At 70.9% G+C, this 18,380-nt stretch carries 9 protein-coding genes and 3 pseudogenes; 7 read left to right on the top strand and 5 right to left on the bottom strand.

Translation table 11 applies throughout. The features are described from left to right. Positions 1-48 precede the first annotated feature (48 nt). Positions 49-1,353, top strand: a complete 1,305-nt coding sequence (locus tag ACIQVT_RS18460) for a GAF domain-containing protein (RefSeq protein WP_403754242.1) — start codon at positions 49-51, stop codon at positions 1,351-1,353. 55 nt (positions 1,354-1,408) lie between these two features. Continuing rightward, positions 1,409-2,932: an aldehyde dehydrogenase family protein gene (locus ACIQVT_RS18455; RefSeq protein WP_403754239.1), complete on the top strand. Its 1,524-nt coding sequence runs from the start codon at positions 1,409-1,411 to the stop codon at positions 2,930-2,932. A gap of 189 nt (positions 2,933-3,121) precedes the next feature. Here the strand turns inward: ACIQVT_RS18455 and ACIQVT_RS18450 are convergent. The 3 genes and pseudogenes from ACIQVT_RS18450 to ACIQVT_RS18440 all read right to left on the bottom strand — a co-directional run. After that, a pseudogene (locus tag ACIQVT_RS18450) lies at positions 3,122-3,494 on the bottom strand (acyl-CoA dehydrogenase family protein); the annotation flags it as partial. 315 nt (positions 3,495-3,809) lie between these two features. Then, entirely contained in the window at positions 3,810-4,616 is an 807-nt protein-coding gene (locus tag ACIQVT_RS18445) for an SDR family NAD(P)-dependent oxidoreductase (RefSeq protein ID WP_403754236.1), read from the bottom strand. Continuing rightward, positions 4,613-5,620 (bottom strand): NADP-dependent oxidoreductase, encoded by a 1,008-nt coding sequence (locus ACIQVT_RS18440; protein WP_403754233.1) that lies wholly within the window; start codon positions 5,618-5,620, stop codon positions 4,613-4,615. The genes ACIQVT_RS18445 and ACIQVT_RS18440 overlap by 4 nt, the downstream gene beginning before the upstream one ends. 2,943 nt (positions 5,621-8,563) lie before the next feature. On the opposite strand from ACIQVT_RS18440, the pseudogene ACIQVT_RS18435 reads away from it, so the two are divergent. The 4 genes and pseudogenes from ACIQVT_RS18435 to ACIQVT_RS18420 form a co-directional block, all read left to right on the top strand. Continuing rightward, positions 8,564-8,860 (top strand): annotated as a pseudogene (locus ACIQVT_RS18435) (peptidoglycan-binding protein); the annotation flags it as partial. Positions 8,861-9,128: 268 nt separating this feature from the next. After that, entirely contained in the window at positions 9,129-9,941 is an 813-nt protein-coding gene (locus ACIQVT_RS18430; RefSeq protein WP_403754230.1) for an intradiol ring-cleavage dioxygenase, read from the top strand. Between the two features lie 477 nt (positions 9,942-10,418). Next, positions 10,419-12,689 carry an ATP-binding protein gene (locus tag ACIQVT_RS18425; RefSeq protein ID WP_403754227.1) on the top strand — a complete coding sequence of 757 codons (2,271 nt, stop codon included), beginning with the start codon at positions 10,419-10,421 and terminating at the stop codon, positions 12,687-12,689. A 386-nt stretch (positions 12,690-13,075) separates the two neighbouring features. Then, a pseudogene (locus ACIQVT_RS18420) lies at positions 13,076-13,417 on the top strand (IS630 family transposase); the annotation flags it as partial. 724 nt (positions 13,418-14,141) lie between these two features. On the opposite strand, the gene ACIQVT_RS18415 reads toward ACIQVT_RS18420, so the two are convergent. Further along, complete coding sequence (locus ACIQVT_RS18415) at positions 14,142-14,861, bottom strand: peptidylprolyl isomerase (RefSeq protein WP_403754224.1); 720 nt, start codon at positions 14,859-14,861, stop codon at positions 14,142-14,144. 419 nt (positions 14,862-15,280) lie between these two features. Here ACIQVT_RS18415 and ACIQVT_RS18410 point away from each other — a divergent pair, with 419 nt between their 5' ends. Further along, positions 15,281-17,629 (top strand): GH92 family glycosyl hydrolase, encoded by a 2,349-nt coding sequence (locus ACIQVT_RS18410; RefSeq protein WP_403754219.1) that lies wholly within the window; start codon positions 15,281-15,283, stop codon positions 17,627-17,629. Between the two features lie 185 nt (positions 17,630-17,814). Here ACIQVT_RS18410 and ACIQVT_RS18405 read toward each other — a convergent pair whose 3' ends face one another. After that, on the bottom strand, positions 17,815-18,378 hold the full coding sequence (locus ACIQVT_RS18405; RefSeq protein ID WP_403754216.1) for a DUF1707 domain-containing protein: 564 nt from the start codon (positions 18,376-18,378) through the stop codon (positions 17,815-17,817). Positions 18,379-18,380: the final 2 nt, after the last annotated feature.

The following is an 18,380-nucleotide window of genomic DNA, read 5'->3' as shown; positions in this document are numbered from 1 at the left end:
GGTCCGCGTACACCGCGTCGCCGTCGCTCCACCGACCAGGGAGGCTCAGTGACCGATCCGTGGGTGGCCCTGGAGTCGGGTGCGAATCCCGCCGAGCGCGTCCGGGTGCTGCGCCGGGCGCACGAGACGTTCACCTCGGTGGGCACGGTGCCGCGTCCGGTGCGCCCGGTGGTGGCGGAGTCGTGGCGGCGCAGCGCGCGGGCCGGTGTCGGGCCGGACGGCACCGCCGGCGTCGAGCTGACCGGCGCTGACCTGGACTGCTACCGCGCGCAGCATCCGTTGGCGCGGGTGATGCCCCTGTTCCGGGAGTTGATGGGCACGTTCGCCGCCGACGGGGAGCACCTGCTGGCGGTGTGCGACGCGCACGGCAGGCTGCTGTGGGTGGAGGGGCATCCGGCGACCCGGCGCCGGGCGGATGGGATGAACTTCGTGCCGGGGGCACGGTGGTCGGAGAGCGCGGTCGGCACCAACGCACCGGGTACGGCGGTGGCGGTCGACCGGCCGGTTCAGGTGTTCGCGGCGGAGCACTTCATCCGCCGGGTGCAGCCGTGGACGTGCGCGGCCGCCCCGGTGCACGATCCACGCACCGGACGGGTCCTGGGCGCCGTGGACATCACCGGCGGCGACGGGCTCGCCCATCCGCACAGCCTGGGTTTCGTGCAGGCGGTGGCGCGGGCAGCCGAGGCACAGCTCGCCCTGCTCGCCCCGGCCCGTTCCGAGGGCACGGCACTGCTGACCGCCTTGGGGCGGGACGAGGCCGGGCTCGTCCTGGACGGCCGGCGGATCAGGCTCGGCCGCCGGCACAGCGAGGTGGTCGTCCTGCTCTCCCGGTATCCGGCCGGGCTGACCGGGGACGAGTTGCTCTGCGCCTTGTACGCGGACGAGTCGGTCACCCCGGTGACCCTGCGGGCGGAACTCGCGCGGTTGCGCCGGGTGCTGGGACCCGCGGCGCTGGCTTCACGGCCGTACCGGCTGACGACCGCGGTCGAGACGGACGCCGCCGTGGTCGAGCGGCGACTGGAGACGGGTGCGCTCAGCGCGGCGGTGGAGGCCTACACCGGCCCCTTGCTGCCCGGTTCGCAGGCACCGGCGATCGTCCGGCTGCGGGAGCGGCTGACCGGTGCGCTGCGCGCGGCCCTGATCGCCCACCGCGACCCGGACCTCCTGGCGCAGTGGACGAGAGCCCCGTGGGGTGAGGACGACGTCGAGACGTGGCGGGCACTGGCCGCGGTGCGCGCCACGGCACCGGTGCTCGCCCGGCTCGCGGCGTTGGAGGCCGAACTGACGGCACCGGCGGTCCGGTTGGCGGGGCGGCCCCGCGGTGCAACGTATGTGCAACGTCCTCCTGTCTAGCCTCACCTCAGAGCTGTCCGACGGCGGGCAGCGCTTCAGCGGAGGGCGGGGACAGATGACTCGTTACGCGGCGCCGGGTACCGAGGGAGCGATCGTCGCCTACCAGGAACGGTACGACCACTTCATCGGCGGTGCGTACGTGCCGCCGTCGCGGGGGCGGTACTTCGAGAATCCGTCGCCGGTGAACGGGCGGCCGTTCACCGAGGTGGCGCGTGGTACCGCGGAGGACGTCGAGCGGGCACTGGACGCGGCGCACGCGGCGGCACCCGGCTGGGGCCGTACTCCGGTCGCGGAGCGTTCCGACGTCCTGCTGAAGATCGCGGACCGGATGGAGGCACATCTGGAGCCGCTCGCGGTGGCCGAGAGCTGGGAGAACGGCAAACCGGTGCGGGAAACGCTGGCGGCGGACATCCCGCTCGCGATCGACCACTTCCGCTACTTCGCCGGGGTGATACGGGCGCAGGAGGGCTCGTTGGGCGAGATCGACGACGACACGGTGGCCTACCACTTCCACGAGCCGCTCGGGGTGGTCGCGCAGATCATCCCGTGGAACTTCCCCATCCTGATGGCGACGTGGAAGCTCGCGCCGGCGCTGGCAGCGGGGAACACGGTCGTCCTCAAGCCGGCGGAGCAGACCCCGGCCTCGATCCACTACTGGCTGAGCCTGGTCGCGGACCTGTTGCCGCCGGGCGTACTGAACATCGTCAACGGCTTCGGCACGGAAGCCGGCAAGCCGCTGGCCTCGAGCCCGCGGGTGGCGAAGGTCGCCTTCACCGGGGAGACCACGACCGGGCGGCTGATCATGCAGTACGCCTCCGAGAACATCAAGCCGGTGACCCTGGAACTCGGCGGGAAGTCACCGAACATCTTCTTCGACGACGTGTGGGCGCACGACGACGACTTCCGGGACAAGGCGCTCGAAGGGTTCACCATGTTCGCGCTGAACCAGGGCGAGGTCTGCACCTGCCCGTCCAGGGCCCTGATCCAGCGCGGCCACTACTCGGAGTTCCTGGAGGCGGCGGTCGAGCGCACCCGGCGGATCACGCCCGGGCACCCGCTCGACACCGAGACGATGATCGGTGCCCAGGCGTCCAACGACCAGCTGGAGAAGATCCTCTCCTACCTGGACGTCGGCCGGCAGGAGGGGGCGAAAGTCCTGGCGGGCGGGGAACGAGTGCGTTACGAGGGTGAGTTGGAGGGCGGTTACTACGTACAGCCGACCATCTTCGAGGGTGACAACCGGATGCGGATCTTCCAGGAGGAGATCTTCGGCCCGGTTGTCTCGGTGGCCTCGTTCGAGGACTTCGACGACGCGATCAGGATCGCGAACGACACGTTGTACGGCTTGGGGGCGGGCGTCTGGACGCGGGACCTCAACACCGCCTACCGGGCGGGCCGCGCCATCCAGGCGGGCCGGGTGTGGACCAACTGTTACCACGCCTACCCGGCGCACGCGGCCTTCGGCGGCTACAAGCAGTCCGGGATAGGCCGCGAGACCCACAAGATGATGCTGGAGCACTACCAGCAGACGAAAAACCTCCTGGTCTCGTACTCGGCGAAGAAGCTCGGGTTCTTCTAGGGGCACAACAGCGGGCGTCTGAGCTGGCCTTTATCGTTGGACGCCTTGCTTTCAGGGCGGCGGACGCGGACGGCTCGGCGTCGGACTTGCGCGCGGCGCACGAGACCGGGCGGCAGGCCCGCGCTGGTCCGCTTCGGCCCCGAGGCGCGCTTCACTCGGGGCCGAAGCGGGATCGGTGGGAGCCCTGGTTCAGGCGAAGGCGCTCTCGCCGGTGACCACCTTGCCGACGATGAGGGTGTTCATCTCGCGGGTGCCCTCGGACGAGCAGATCGCCTCGGCGTCGGCGAGGAACCGGGCGATGTCGTAGTCGAGCACGATGCCGTTGCCACCGAAGATCTCCCGGCACCACGCCACCACCTCGCGCATCTCGCGAGGTGACGTACGCCTTCGCCAGCGAGGAGTGCTCGTCGCGGAAGACGCCGACGTCCTGCAGCCGGGCGAGCTGGACCAGCAGGCCCCAGCAGGCGGTGATGTTGCCGAGGCTCTTGACCAGCAGGTTCTGCACCATCTGGAATCGTGCGATCGGCCGGCCGAACTGCCTGCGTTCCTTGGCGTAGTCCAGCCGGGCTCCGGACCGTCCACGGGACGCGGTGCCGTCGGGACAGGTGGCCTGTGGGGACAGGCCACCCGGGGCCCGCTGAACGCACTCGCGCAGGGTGTCGGCGTCGAGAGGGCCGGCCGACATGTCCACGAGTGCCGGCCCGCGGTCGCCCTCGTCCTCGTGGCCGGCAGGTCGCGCAGGCCGTGGAGAACCGCCGGTGACCGCACAGTGCGCGTCGGGACCCGCTCGAGGGCGCGGCACGGCGGGCCGGCATCGTGCCGCGGCGCGTTGCGTCAGGGGCGGCCCCGGTTCGCGGGGGCCACCCCCGGCGATGCCTCAGACGCCGACGGGTCTGGCCGGACCGGGGACATTGCGGAAGCGGAACGGCTCCGGTTCGCGGCCCGCCTGGACGAACCAGCACTCCCCCGTGCCGTCGCCGGCGACGATCCGCAGCACCGTGTCCGCGACGGTCTCAGCCGGGATGACCGGCAGACCCTGGTCGGAGAGCATGTCGCGCAGGTGGTCGATGATGTGCGACTCGGCGAAGCCTGGGCAGACCGCGTTGAAGCGCACCTTCTCCGGCACGAGAGCCGACCCCAGGGAGCGTGCGAGGCCCACGACCGCGTGCTTGTTGGCCGCGTACAGCGGATCGAGCGGCACCGCCGCCAGGCCCGCCAGGGAAGCGGTCACCACGATGGATCCTCCGCCGCGAGCCCGCAGCGCGGGCAGCACCGCATGAGTGCCGAAGACCACGCCGTCGAGGTTGGCCCCCATCGCCCGGCGGTAGCGTGCGAGGTCGAAGTCCTCGCCGACGCCGCATCCGGTCGCCACCCCCGCGTTGAGCAGCGCGATGTCCACACCTCCGTACCGCTCCTGGGTGAACTCCACCAGTGCGCGGTTGGCGTCGAGGTCGGAGACGTCGCAGACGCGAAAGTGGCCGTCGACCATGTCGGCCACCTCCCGCCCGCCCTGCGCGTCGAGGTCGGCGACGACCACGCGCGCGCCCGCCCTCGCCAGGGCCAGCGCCGAGGCCCGGCCCAGTCCGCTGGCAGCGCCGGTGACGATCGCCACCTTTCCCTCGAGCGAGACGCGGTCCTCGCCCACTTCAAGCGGGGAGACTGCCCCGCTTTCGCCGGTGGTCATGCCAGCTCCAGGACGAGCTTGCCGACGTTCTCGCCGCGGAAGAGCATCTGCAAGGTCGCGGGGAAGTCGTCGACGGTACCCCTCACCACGTGTTCCTTGACCTTGATGCGGCCGGCACCGATCAAGGCGGAGATCTCCTGCGCGGCCTCCGCATAGCGCTTGGCGTAGTCGAAGACGACGAAGCCCTCCATGCGGACGCGGCGCACCAGCAGCGAGAGGTAGTTGGAGGGACCCTTGACCGGCGTGGCGTTGTTGTACTGGCTGATCGCGCCGCAGACCACGACGCGCGCGTGCATCGCCAGCCGGGTGAGGGCGGTGTCGAGGATGTCCCCTCCGACATTGTCGAAGTAGACGTCCATGCCGTCGGGGACGTGTTCGCGCAGTGCCTTCTTCACGTCTTCGGCTCGGTAGTCGATCGCCGCGTCGAATCCCAGTTCGCCGGTGAGCATGGCGCACTTCTCCGGCCCGCCGGCGATGCCCACGACACGGCAGCCCTTGGCCTTCGCGAGCTGACCCGCGATGCTGCCGACCGCGCCGGCCGCCCCGGACACCACGACGGTCTCGCCGTCCTGCAACGCGCCGACGTCCAACAGGCCGAAGTAGGCGGTCATGCCGGGCATGCCCAGCGCTCCCAGATACGTCGAGGGCGGCGCGAGGGAGGTGTCGATCTTCATGGCGCCCCGGCCGTCACAGACCACGTACTCCTGGACGCCGAACGTGCCGACCACGTGGTCGCCGGGTTGGAAGTCGGGGTGGTTGGACGCGGTGACCTCGATGACCGATCCGGCACGCATCACCTCTCCGATGCCCACCGGCGGCAGGTAGGAAGGGCGGTCGTCCAGCCAGCCGCGCATGGCCGGATCCAGGGAGATGACGCGCGTCCGGCCCGCGAACCGGCCCGGGCCCGGTTCCACGAGAGGTTCGTTTCGGTGCTCCCAGTCTTCGGGTTTCACTTCGCCCACGGGGCGGGCTGCCAGACGGATCTGGCGGTTGGTCGGGGACATCACGCCTCCTTCTATTACGGCACTCCGCGACCATACCGACCAGTAGGTACGGCAGTGGGCGTGACATTCCCCACTTCCCCGCGGATCATTTACGCGCCGAAGGGCCTCGGGGCCGGAGGCCGACCATCGGCGGACCACCGTCGAGCGGGTACCGCGTCGAGCCGAAACCGTGGCGCTCGGCTGGCTGATCAGCATTCCAACCAGCCGGTGCCGTGCGGCGCCACAACGACGCTTCACCGCTGCCTCCCACGGATCCGAGCCGCACCGGAAGGCCATGCGATGACACACCCCGACGACGACCGGTACCCGCCGGCAGGTGCCAGGAAGCGGCATCGTCCGGTGGCAGCATTCGGGTGCGGGCGATCAGCAGCGCGACGTCGTCCTCGGGGCCCGATGGCAGCGGTGGGCCGGCGGGCGGATCGAGCGGACCGCCCGTCCGCCCGGATCGGTCCCCACCGGTAGCGGGTGACCGGCGCGGGCCGCGGAGCAGCTCGGGGACCGGGTCGTACAACGGCGTACCGACAGGTCGCGCCGACGACCCGCTCGCCCACGGGCCGTTCGCCGGCCGCCTCCCGCTCGGCCGCCGGCAGGCTGACCAGGTCGTCCAGCCCGTCAGGGCGGGAAAGGATCTCGTCCGTTCGCCTGCTGGATCTCCCCTCTGGGCCGAGACGGCACGGCGAGCAGGTCGCCTCACAGCCGGCCGCCGGTATCGGCGAGCGCCCGGCGGCGGGTCGGGGACGCCGCCATCCGGGTCCTGCGGGCGGGGGCGGATCCGGCAGGGCCGGCGTCACCGGACAGCCGGGGCCCTCAGCCACCGGCTTCCCCTGTGCTGCTCGGTGAGACACTGCTGGAAGGAGAGGCGCTGGCGCTGCCGGACGGACTGGCGGAGGGCCGCGTGGAAGGGGTTGCCGTCCGCGAGGGCGGGCTGGGACGGCGACTGCCGGTGGGTCGGGGGGTGGGTCGCGGGGAGGGCTTCTGCTGCGCTGATGGCGGCGCACTGGTGGTGGCGGAAGGCCGGGAGACCGGTGACTCGCTGCGGGGTGGCGTCGGCGGAGGATGCCGGTACCCCTCACTGCTTCGGTCGCGGCCGCCTTTTCGCGTCGCATGCGTGGGCACGCGCTCCGGTGGAGCCGGAGCATCGGTGACGCGGACCTCGGGCTCTGAGACGGATGGCTCCGGGGACGAAGCCGCTGGTGGGGCTGTCGACTGGAGCAGCACCGAAGCGGTGGCCAGGCCTCCGAGGATGGTGAAGCCGGCTACGGCAAGAGACCGGACGGCGTACTTCCTCAGCCGCGACGGACGGTCGTACCGGTCCGCCGCCAGGTCTTGCACGGAAGTCGGTGTCCCCGGAACGGGGGACTCGCTGGAGCCCGGTCCCTCGTTGAAGCGGACTTCCGGCATCGCCGCGTCGACGGCCGGAGCGCCGTCTCTCCGCTCGCTCGGTTGCGTCATGCCGGAGTCGTACGCCCCGCACTCGGGGCAGGTCACGGCGCCGTTGAGCGTGCGGTTGCACGGAATGCAGTAGTCCATGAAGCGACCGTTCTCAGTTGTCGGGTCGACGGAGGGAAAGGGCGGCCCAAGCCGGTCAGCGGTCAGAGGTGGGGAGACACGACCCGGTGACTCGCGGACCGATCTTCGACACGGCTCACTGGGGTCAACGGGGCGGATCCGACGAGTTTTCAATCGCCCGCCGACATGTGGGGGAGGTAACCCTGGGCGGCAAGGTCGGTAATGGCTGAGATGGCGCGGCAGCCACGGCGTACACCTCGGGGTGGGTCTCCGGGAGAGCGCCGAGCGTGGCGCGGCCCGGACGTCGACCATGGAGTCCTGCCAAGGACGTGCGCCGGATTCCGCGGCCCCGGTGCCTCACCGGCCGTGAGAGCCGGCGGTGGCGCGGATGCCCGAGCCGTGCATGAGACGTGGGTCACATATCGGCCGCGGGATGACGACAGAGCCGCGCGGACTACGTATCGCTCACAGAGAGGCAGGTGAACCCGCCACCGGGGATTCTGCCCCGAACCCTCGCAGTGGTCGGAACCCAGCACCGGAACTGACCGCGGCTGAGGAGGAGATGGTGCGTCAGCGACAAGCCGAGCCGAGGAGGGCCCCGTGGGCCGCGACGACGCCGACCCGGAGCGGGCTCCCGCCTCGGCCCCAGACATCGCGCAAGAGACCAGGGGCGCCTTCCGAGCCGTACTGGACGCACTGGATGCCGCAGGCGCCGACCTCCTGCGTGACGAGCAGCAGGAACCCGTCGACGGCCCGTCGCAGGCGCAGAGCCGGCACGGTCACCCGGCCGGGGATGCCCGCTGTCACCCTCCGACCCCGTCCGCCGCCGCGGCGTCCTTCGACCGCGGCGTGGCGCTGCCGGTGGAACGAGTGCCGTCGGGCACGCGACCAGAGCGTCCCGGGCCCCACCGGCCAACTGCCGCTGAATCGCCGGAAGTAGGCAGCCCGTGCCGAACCGGCACCCCGGAGCCGGTCGCGGCGCGGCCGCCGGGGTCACCCGGAGTGCCGGAGAGCGTCCCGCCTCCGTCGGCGGGACGGCTGCCCCGGCGACCGCGTGTCGCCGATCCGCGCCGGACGGCCGGTGGCCCGGGTCAGGAGGCTGGGGCACCGGCCGCCACTGTCCCGGTTCCGGCTGCTCCCCGGCAGGAGGGCGCGCGGAGCAGGAGCCCTCGGCCGGGCATCGCTCGGTCGGACGTCCCTCGCGATCCGGCCGTCCAGTTCGACCAGTATGCCGCCGCACCCTCACAGGGACCCGCGCCGCTCGGCCGCGCACAAGGGAGACAGGCCGGTCACAGGCGGCGATCCACCAGCGGGAGGGGCCCGCGCGTCATCGGGATCTTCGGGCTGGGCGCAGCGAGCGGACTGGCCCTCGGCACTTGGCCGTTGGTCCACCACGACGCCGAACCGGCGGTCTCCTCTGCACCGTCCGGGCACATGGCGGCTCCCCTGCCTGCGAGCCCCCCGCCGAAGGGCCCCTCACCGACTCCAGGGCAGACGAACCGGCCTCGGCCCGGCGCGTCAGATCCACCGCTGCCCGAGATTCCCGGCACGGGCGTCCTGCGCCAAGGTGACAGCGGTCATGGCGTCTGCGAACTACAGGTACGTGTGCAGCAGATACCGGGACTCTACGACGACAGCGCGATGGACGGCCGCTACGACGCGGAGGTCCGAGCCGCCGTGACCGCTTTTCAGAAGCGGTACGGCGTCCGAGGTGACGAGAGCGGGGTCTACGGCGCGAACACGCGTTTCGACCTCATGCTGGGACCAAGTGACCAGCGGCAGAAGCGGGGGCCGGGATCAAGCGGTGCACCGCACGGGCTCGACGGGTCGGCCCGCCCGGCACCGTGCGGCTGCGGGAACCAGGCACCTCCCAGGGGCACGCTCTGCATCCGGTGCGGGCGACCGGGCGGCCGCCGGCGGGTCGAGTTTCGTCACGCGCGCCCGATTCACCGGTCATCCGATCGATCCCACAGGCCGTCGCACGCGCCATCCTCACAGCATGACCGATACCCCCCGCACCCCTTCCACAGAACGCCGCGACCTCGAGCCTGCCGACGGCCCGGTCGGCGCCTCGCGCAGGACCGTCATAGCCCGCCTGGGCGGTGCGACCCTCGGAGCGGCCGCTCTGGGGCTCACGGCCGGGCAGGCGAAGGCGGCCGTGGACCGGAACGGCGCGGCCCGGCCACCGGCCGGCCCGACCGCCGACTGCGTCCTCACCCCCGAGCAGACCGAGGGGCCCTACTACCTGGACCTGGAGAAGGTCCGCGAGAACATCACGGAGGGCAGGCCCGGCGTGCCGCTCACCCTCCGCGTCAAGGTGATCGACACCATGACCTGCTCGGCGTTGCCCGGCACAGCGGTCGACATCTGGCACTGCGACGCTCTGGGCGTCTACTCCGGATACGAGGCGGGCGGCTCCACCCCGGACACGACGTTCCTGCGCGGCGTGCAACTGACCGACTCCACCGGCGTCGCGGAATTCACCACCGTCTACCCCGGCTGGTACGTCGGCCGCGCCCTCCACATCCACGTCAAGACGCATGCCGGCGGCACGGTCGCCAACGGCAGGTATCAGGGTGGCCACGTCTCCCACACCGGCCAGCTCTACTTTCCGGAGACGTACAACAGCAGGATCGCCACATTGGCCCCCTACCGGAGCAACACGGCCTCCCGCACGCTCAACGCCAGGGACGGCATCTACCGCCACGGCGGGTCCTCCACCCTGCTGAGCCTCACACAGATCGGCAGCGACCTCGGCAAGGGGGTGACCGGAACCGTCGTGCTCGGCATCGATCCCGATGCCGTGCCCTGACGCTCCCGCCCGAGCTGTGGCCGGTCCACCGCGACGATGCCGGCTACCGTCGCCGCGCGGCCGGCCGCCCACGTCTGCCGCTCGGCGTCGCGTATCGGGGTGCGGCGTCGTATGGACCGGGACCGACCGCAGGAGGAACGTACGGCACCTCGGCTGTTCCCGAGTTCGCACCCGGCCGCCCTGTGCGCGGGGAGGACGACGGACACGAGGCTGCTGCCTCCCTGGAATGGGAGATCGCGGACCGGGGATGACCCGAGCATGACATGTGAGTCGTGCGGCGCACCGCTGACCGGTCGACCGCTGAGCGGCCGACCGGCTCGCTACTGCTCCGGCGCATGCAGGCAGCGGGCGTTCAGGCGGCGCTCGGCACGCCAGGAGTCCCGCCCACCGAGTACGACCGCTGCCTCACCGCCCGCACAGAGCTCCGCCACCCCGACCGCCCAGGGCCGCGGCCTGCCACGGGCCCTGGACTCCTTCGTGGGCCGACGGGCGGAGCTGTCCCGGCTGCGCGCTCTGCTGAGGACGTCGCGGCTCCTGACGCTGACCGGTGCCGGCGGCGTCGGCAAGACGCGCTTGGCGCTGCAGTTCGTCCGGGGTCTGCCCGGCCGCCACGGGCGGGTCGACCTGGTCGAACTCGACGCACTGCAGGACGGCGCCGCGCTCGCACAGTCCGTCGCCGCCGCGCTGGCCGTGGGAGAACGGGCAGGACGATCCGGTGTCGACGTCCTGGTCCACGCGATCGGTGACACCCGTCGGCTGTTGGTCCTGGACAACTGCGAGCATCTGGCCGAACCCTGCGCCCGGCTGATCGCGGCCTTGCTGAGTCACTGCCCGCGATTGCGGATCCTGGCCACCAGTCGAGAGGTCCTTCGAGTGCCCGGGGAGACCGTGCTCCGAATCGGTGAGCTGTCGCTGCCCCCGGCCGACGCCCCGGACGACCCGGTGGTCCTTCTGCGGGCGGACGCCGTCCGGCTGTTCGTCGACCGTGCCTCCAGTTGCTCACCGGGGTTCACGCTCCATCGCGGAAACGGCCGGACGGTCGCCGAGATCTGCCGCAGGCTGGACGGCCTGACACTCGCCGTCGAGCTGGCGGCCCGCCTGGTCGGGACCCTTGCGCTGAGGGACATCCTGGCAGGACTGGACGACCAGATGTCCCAGCTGTCCCTCTTGACCAGCGGACACAGGAGCGGCCCCGGGCGCCACAGTGAGCTGGCCGCCGCGATCGACTGGAGCCACCGACTGCTCGATCCGGCCGAACAGGCGGTCTTCCGGCGTCTCGGCGTCCTCGTCGGCGGATTCGACACGGCTGGGGCGCGGGCGGTCTGCGCCGGCGACGGTATCGGACCGGCGCAGGTACTCGGCATCCTGTGTGCCCTTGAGGCCAAGTCCCTGATCGTACGACTCCCGGGAGACTCGGAGACCGCGCGGTTCAGGCAGCTGAGCGCCATCCGCGCCTATGCCCTGGACTGCCTGCGCAGGTCCGGCGAGCTGCATGTCACCAGGCACCGGGTGGTCGAGTGGCTGAACGGGCTGGCGGACGAGGCGGGCGACGAGGTGTTCCCCGACCAGGCCGGCAGCCCGCTGGCCGTGGAACGGGACAATCTCGCGGCGGCGACCTGTGCCACCGTCCGCCACGGTGCCTCGCACCCACGGCTGGTGCTGGAACTGGCGCGCGTGCACTACGAGCAGGAGCAGCCGTCAGCCGCCCACACGCTGCTGACGGGGTTGCTGCGGGAGACCGGCGCCAGGGCGCTGGGCGGGGCGGCACCGGCGCTTGCCGCGCGCGTGGCCTGCCAGCGGGCCGACCTGGCACAAGCACTGTGCCTGGGCGAGCAGGCGGTGACCGCGGAGCGCACGCGCGATCACCCCGCCGGACTTGCCAACGCCTTGGATGCGCGCGCCGCGGCGAGGCTGTGCCACGGGGAATTCGCCGCGGCCGTCACGGACCTGCGCGAGTGCCTGGACGTCCTCATCGCCCTGGGCAAACCCCAGGACACCGCGTGGTGCACCCATCACCTGGCCTGGGCGCTGCTGCAGGCGGGCGGGGAACGAGAGGCCGACATGCTCATGTCCCGCTGCCTGCCCGTGCTCAGGGCAGGCGCTCCCTGGAGCCGGGTCGCGGCCGCTCTCCACACGGCGGGTGCCGTGCGGCTGGCCCTGGGGCGTCTGGAAAGCGCCGAGGCGCTGTTCGCCGAGGCGCTGCGGATCGTCCCCGGAACCAGTTTTCACGCGCTCTATCCGGTGGAGGGCCTTGCTCTCGTCGCTGCCGAGAGCGGCGACATGCGGCGAGCTCTCCTGCTGTACGAGGCAAGTGCGCAGGCGCGCCGTCGACTCGACACCGTGTCCGAGGCTCCGTGGCGACGGCGGCTGGAACGAACCGTGGCTCGTGCCGGCACAGCGCTGCCGGCAGCCGCTCGGAACGCGGCCGTCAGCGGCGGTCGCCGGCTGCGCGGGGAACGGCTTGTCGCGTACGCGCTACGGACGGGGAGCGACGACCACCGAACGACGACGGACGAGGTGAAGATCGTCGACGACCGGTGCGCGCTGACCGGCCGGGAATTCATGGTGGCCGAGCTCGTCGCCGACGGGCTGACCAACCGCCAGATCGCGGAGTCGCTGGGCCTTTCGACACATACGGTCGCCACACACCTGGACAAGGTGCGCGACAAGCTGGGCATGCGGTCACGCACGCAGATCGCCTTATGGGTGGCCGCACGGACCAAGGCCGGGCGGCCCACGTCCGGATGAGGCATCCCCACTCCTCCCCATGGTCGCGGCGCCTGCTCAGAAGGTGATCGATGCCGTCTCGCCGTTCGGGCGTGTGTGCCGAGGACGGTCAGCCGTCAGCCATGAAGCGGTCGGCCTGGGGAGGCGGGCGGCGCAGTCACGGGAAAGGCCCGCTTGGCCCGGCCACGAAGCAGTGCATGGAGGCTACGGCCCATCCGAGCGACTCGCGGCCGAGGAACATGACCGGTCAAGATCCGGGTCGATCCCGGACCAGCAATCCCGCCGAGGCCCTGGCGGGTGCCATTTACGCTGGTCAGCCGTGCTTCAGCTCGGTACCACGAGCAGACGAAAGACCTCCTGGTGAGCTACTCGCCGAGGAAGCTGGGCGCCCCTCCTGACCAGTGCCCGGCATCCGCCCTGCCGCCGGGGCCTGCTGGGCGAGGACCGGCGGGCGTGACCGGCTCCCGCCCACCTCACCTACCACCGCACCCATGGGGTCCGTTACTTCCACGGCTGTTACTCGATCGGCGACGACATCCTGTGGGGCATCAACCGCGCCGTAAGGGCGCCGACCACAGCCTCGCCGCGTAAGAGCATCCGGGCCGCCCGCCCCGACGGCGCCTCCGATCTACGTCATCGCGTCCTGGGCGAATCCGATCGAGGCGCACTTCGGACCGCTGCGGCAGTCCGCCTTCGCCAACTCCAACCACCCCGATCACACCGTCCCGGGCCGGGAGCTGCACCGCTATTCCTCGGCCTCGCCGCCGCCCCTCTGCTACTACAAGGGGACTCGTTCGCCTCACCGCGTAGGACACGGTCTTGGGAGGTCGACTGAATATGAGGGCCCACACGCCGTCCTGCGAGCCACGGCATTCACCGGATCGGGGCTTCCAGCAGCGCAACAATGGCATCGTCGTCCTGGCTCAGCGCGTCCGCCAGGTGATCATGAATAGTCCGGCAAGCAGCGCCACTGTGAGCCGGGACCTCCGCGCCGCCGAGATCGAGGTCTACCCGAACCGGCGGCCGGCACTGCCCCGCGGGAAGTCCGGCGGTATGTACCCCATGGCGTCCGCTGGGAAGCTGCCATGGAGGGGGCTCGCTTCCGGTAGCGGAGGCGTACCGCGCCAAGCACCGCGAAGCCCAGCAAGCGGCATGACGCCACGCCACCCGACTGACCGAACATGTGAGCGCCGTGCGCACACGAATCGAGGCGTCGGCTTCGGTTCAGCTGGGCAGCGGAAACCGTGGAGCGTCTCGACCTACCGGAAACTCCGCCCCAGTCGCCGACATCCCCGAGCCGCAAGCCGACGACCTGAAGCCCTTCCTCGGGCACTGGCGCCCTACGGCCCTGACGCGACACCTACCCGGCGGTCCGCTCAGCGTCAGAGCCATTCGCAGCACGAGGCGTTCAGCAACGGCTACTTCGCATCACCGTGAGACCGGGCACATGGCTGGACCCACGGTGGCCGCGCCTCAGTTCATCCGGGCCTGCCAGGACGGCCGGACGCTGAGCAGCTCGCTCCGCAGCACGGGCGTGCCGTCGACAGGATCCGGGTCTTCCGTAGTTGGCTCGATACCAGCGGCAGCGATCTTGTCGAGCGTCTTCAGGCCGGCGGCACCCACGGTGCCGAACACGGTGTAGTTGGGCCGCAGCGCCGAATCGCCGTAGACGACGAAGAACTGCGAACCGTTCGTGTTCGGACCGGCGTTGGCCATCGCCAGCAAACCGCGCCCGTAAAGGCGACGGACGCCGGTCGGATCGCTCGGTGCCGGCGGCAGGTCCACCGGCAGCTCGTCCTTGTACTCGTACCCCGGCCCACCCTCGCCAGTGGCGGTCGGGTCGCCACACTGTAGGACCTTCAGTGTCGGATACGCCGTCAGCCGATGGCACACCGTACGGTCGTAGAACCGGTGCCGCGACAGGTGCACGAAGCTCTGGACCGTGCACGGCGCCTTCGCCCGGTCCAGACTCAGCGGGAGCGGCCCCTGGCTGGTCCGGACAGCCACACCGACCGTGCCGTGACTGGGGGTGTGCCGGGGGTCGGGCGGCAGGGGAACCCGCCGCGCCGCCGGCTCGTCCGGGGTCTGGGTGTACTGACAAGGACCGTGCGTGGACCGCGGCGGGACGTCGGAGGCGGAGGCGGTGGTGCTACCCCCCGACACGACCAACGCCGTTGCCGCCAATGCGGTCATGAGAGCTCGGTTCATCCTGCACACCCTCCAAAAGATCGTCAGGTTTCGGAGCCGTCGCAGTCTAAGGCGCGGTCCGGCTGGCGAGAACCCGCCCGCTGGCCACATCCACCTCCCAGTCCTCAGCCCGCGGCCGCAAGCTACTTCGTTCGGCCGTGGCACAGTGTCGGGCGGCCGATCAGGGCCTCCACCCGGTGCACGACGGATGCTCCTGGAACCCGATCGAACGGCCTCCCCGGTCACACAAAGGCCCTCACCGAACGCTGCCGTATGCATTGGCCTCGGGTTCCCGGTGAAGTGGTCGGCCTCGACGGGACGGAGGGACGGCTGCGTCACACATCTTGACGAGTACACGTCGTTCACGAAGAATGAGCGCGCTTTTCGGTTGACAACGTTGTCCAACCAAGGAGGCCCTTCCGCTGATGAATTGGACCCCACGGCTCCGCAGAGCGGGCATGGCGATCGCAGCCGCCGCACTGCTCGGCGGCTCCTTAGCCGCACCGGCGGCCCACGCCGCCCAGGCCGCCGACGGGCACGGTGGCTCGCTCACCGACCTGGTCAACCCGTTCATCGGGACGGAGAACGAGGGCAACACCTATCCGGGTGCCGCCGTCCCGTTCGGCATGGTGCAGTTCTCGCCCGACACCGGGCACAACACGGGTTACGACTACTCCCAGAACCACATCCGGGGCTTCTCCCTGGTCCACCTGTCGGGCGTGGGCTGCGGACTCGGCGGTGACCTGCCGGTGCTGCCGACGACCGGGGACGTCACCCGGACGGACTACGCCGCCTACCAGGCGGAGTTCGGTCACGAGGACGAGTCGGCGAGCCCCGGCTACTACAGGGTCGGCCTGAAGACCGGCATCGAGGCCGAGCTGACCGCCACCGAACGCACCGGCGTGCAGCGGTACACCTTCCCGGCGACGGACCAGGCCAACGTCCTGCTGAATGCCGGGCAGTCCCTGCACCAGGGCGTCAGCAGCGAGGTCGAGATCCTCGACAGCCGCACGGTGCGCACCGCGATCACCGGAAGCGGCTTCTGCCAGTCCACGAAGCCCTACACCGTCTACACGGTCACCCGCTTCGACCGGCCGTTCACCGCGTCGGGCACCTGGAACGGCGACACCGTCGCCCCGGGTTCGAAGGTGTCGGTGAGCACGGGACGCAACGGTGCCTACGTCCGCTTCGACACCACCAAGGACCGCACCGTAGAGGCGACCACCGCCCTGTCGTACGTGGACGACAGGGGCGCCGCGGTCAACCTCCGCTCCGAGGGCGGGCGTTCGTTCGACGTGGTCCGGGAGCTGGCCCATCGTTCCTGGGAGGACCGGCTCGACGACGTACGCGCCCGGGGCGGCGGCGACACCCTGCGCCGCACGTTCTACTCGTCGCTGTACCGGTCGTTCCTGGCGCCCAACATCGGCAGCGACACCGACGGCCGCTACACCGGCTGGGACCAGAAGGTCCACCGCGCGAAGGGCTTCACGTACTACCAGAACTGGTCGCTGTGGGACACCTACCGCACCCAGTCGCAGCTGCTGTCCCTGCTCGCGCCGCGCCAGGCACGGGACATGGCGATCTCCGTCGTCACGATCGCCGAGGAGAGCGGCTGGCTGCCGAAGTGGGGATACGGCACGGTCGAGACGAACATCATGACCGGTGACCCGGTGACGCCCTTCCTCACCAACGCCTACCAGCAGGGTCTGCTGAAGGGCTACGAGGAGCGGGCCTACCGCGCCTTGAGGAAGAACGCCGACGGGGTACCGCCCGCCGACTCACCGGCCGTCGGCAGGGAGGCCAACACGGAGTATCTGGCGCACGGGTTCGCGCCCTACGTCAAAGGACGCCCTCACGTGAAGCCCGGCGACTCGGACTACGACCACGGCGCGTCGGCCACCCTGGAGTACGCCCTCTCGGACGCGATGCTCGGCGAGATGGCACGCGACCTCGGACACGAGGCGGACGCCGCCCGCTACGCCGCCCGGGCGCAGAACTACCGCGGGATCTTCGACACCTCGACCGGGTTCTTCCGTGCGCGGGACGCCTCCGGTGCCTTCACCGGTCCTGCGGACCCGGCGCAGAGCGAGGGCTTCCATGAGGGCACCTCCTGGCAGTACCAGTGGCTCGTGCCGCAGGACCTGCCCGGCGTGGTCGGCCTGATCGGCGGTGAGCAGGCGGCCAACGCACGGCTCGACTCGTTCTTCGCCTACGGGCAGCTCCTGAAGGACCCCGCGAAGACCGCCCGGGAGGTCTGGGTCAACGGTCCGTACGACTACTACAACGCGGACAAGTACAACCCGCAGAACGAACCCGACCTCATCGCCCCCTACACATACCTGTCGACCGGTGAGCCGTGGAAGACCACGGACGTCGTCCATGCGGCACTGACCCTGTTCACCGACGCGCCGACCGGTATGACGGGCAACGACGACCTGGGCACGATGTCCGCCTGGAACGTCCTGTCGTCGATCGGGATCTTCCCGGTGCAGCCCGGCTACGACACCTGGGGACTGTCCACCCCCGTGTTCGACCGGGTCGACCTCACCCTCGACCGGCGCTACTACCCGCGCGGCGCCCTGACCGTGCGGGCACCGGGCACCTCGGACACCGACCGGTACATCCAGTCCGCCCGGACGGACGGCCGCGGTTACGACCGTACGTACCTGACGACGGACGACCTGCGGGGCATCCGCTCGCTCTCGTTCGCCGTCGGCCCGCAGCCGTCCGGGTGGGGCACCTCGCGGGGGGCCGCACCTCCGGCGCTGAACTGACAGCGACTGTCGTCCAGTACGCGCGTCACGCCCCGCTCCCCGGGGCGTGACGACGTGGCCGCAGCGGGGCGGGGGGGTGCGCGTCGCTGTGCCGGTGCGCGGCCGGCGAACGCCTCCGCTCCCACGTGTCCCACTGGATTCCGGATTGCGCCTCGGGCGCGCGGGAGGGCGGCCCGGTGCACCGCTTACGGTTGGGTGGTCGCTCGCCATCCTCGTGCGTGGCGGATCTTCAGTCGCCCGAATCCCATGGCTCCGGAGATCCGGATCCTCGGCCCACCGGGGCGGATGGCTCTCGGGGGCTTGTAGTGGGTGTCCTTCCAGCCGGTGCGCAGGTCGTCGAACTCGACGACCGCGTCGCGAGGCACCGTGATCTTCGCCCTGCCGGTGCCGAGCAGCAGCTCCACATCGAGCATGGGATGGTCGAAGACCGCCTTCGAAAGGTCCAGCCGCACTCTTCCGTAGGCTGACTCGACCTTGAGGAACCGAGGCACCCTCCATGCGCCGCGCCGCCGGATCCGTCCGGCGGCGACCGAGATCGTGGACGTGGTTCCCGTGTTTTCCTGCGGCAACGAGACCAGGATCGAGGCCAGCTCGGCCCGGGTTGTGGCACTGAGCGCCCGGTGGAGACGTTCGTCCATCTCCTCGTGCTCGACGTGCCCTTCGGCGTACGCCTCTTGGAGGCGGTGCACGACGGCGTCGCGGTCGTCCTCGCTGATCAGTGACGGCAGGTCTTCCGACGGAGAGGTCACCG

The sequence above is a fragment of the Streptomyces sp. NPDC100445 genome, from assembly GCF_044759735.1.
GTDB lineage: Bacteria > Actinomycetota > Actinomycetes > Streptomycetales > Streptomycetaceae > Streptomyces.
Note: the sequence above shows the minus strand (reverse complement) of the source record. Positions and strands in the feature narration are given on the sequence as shown.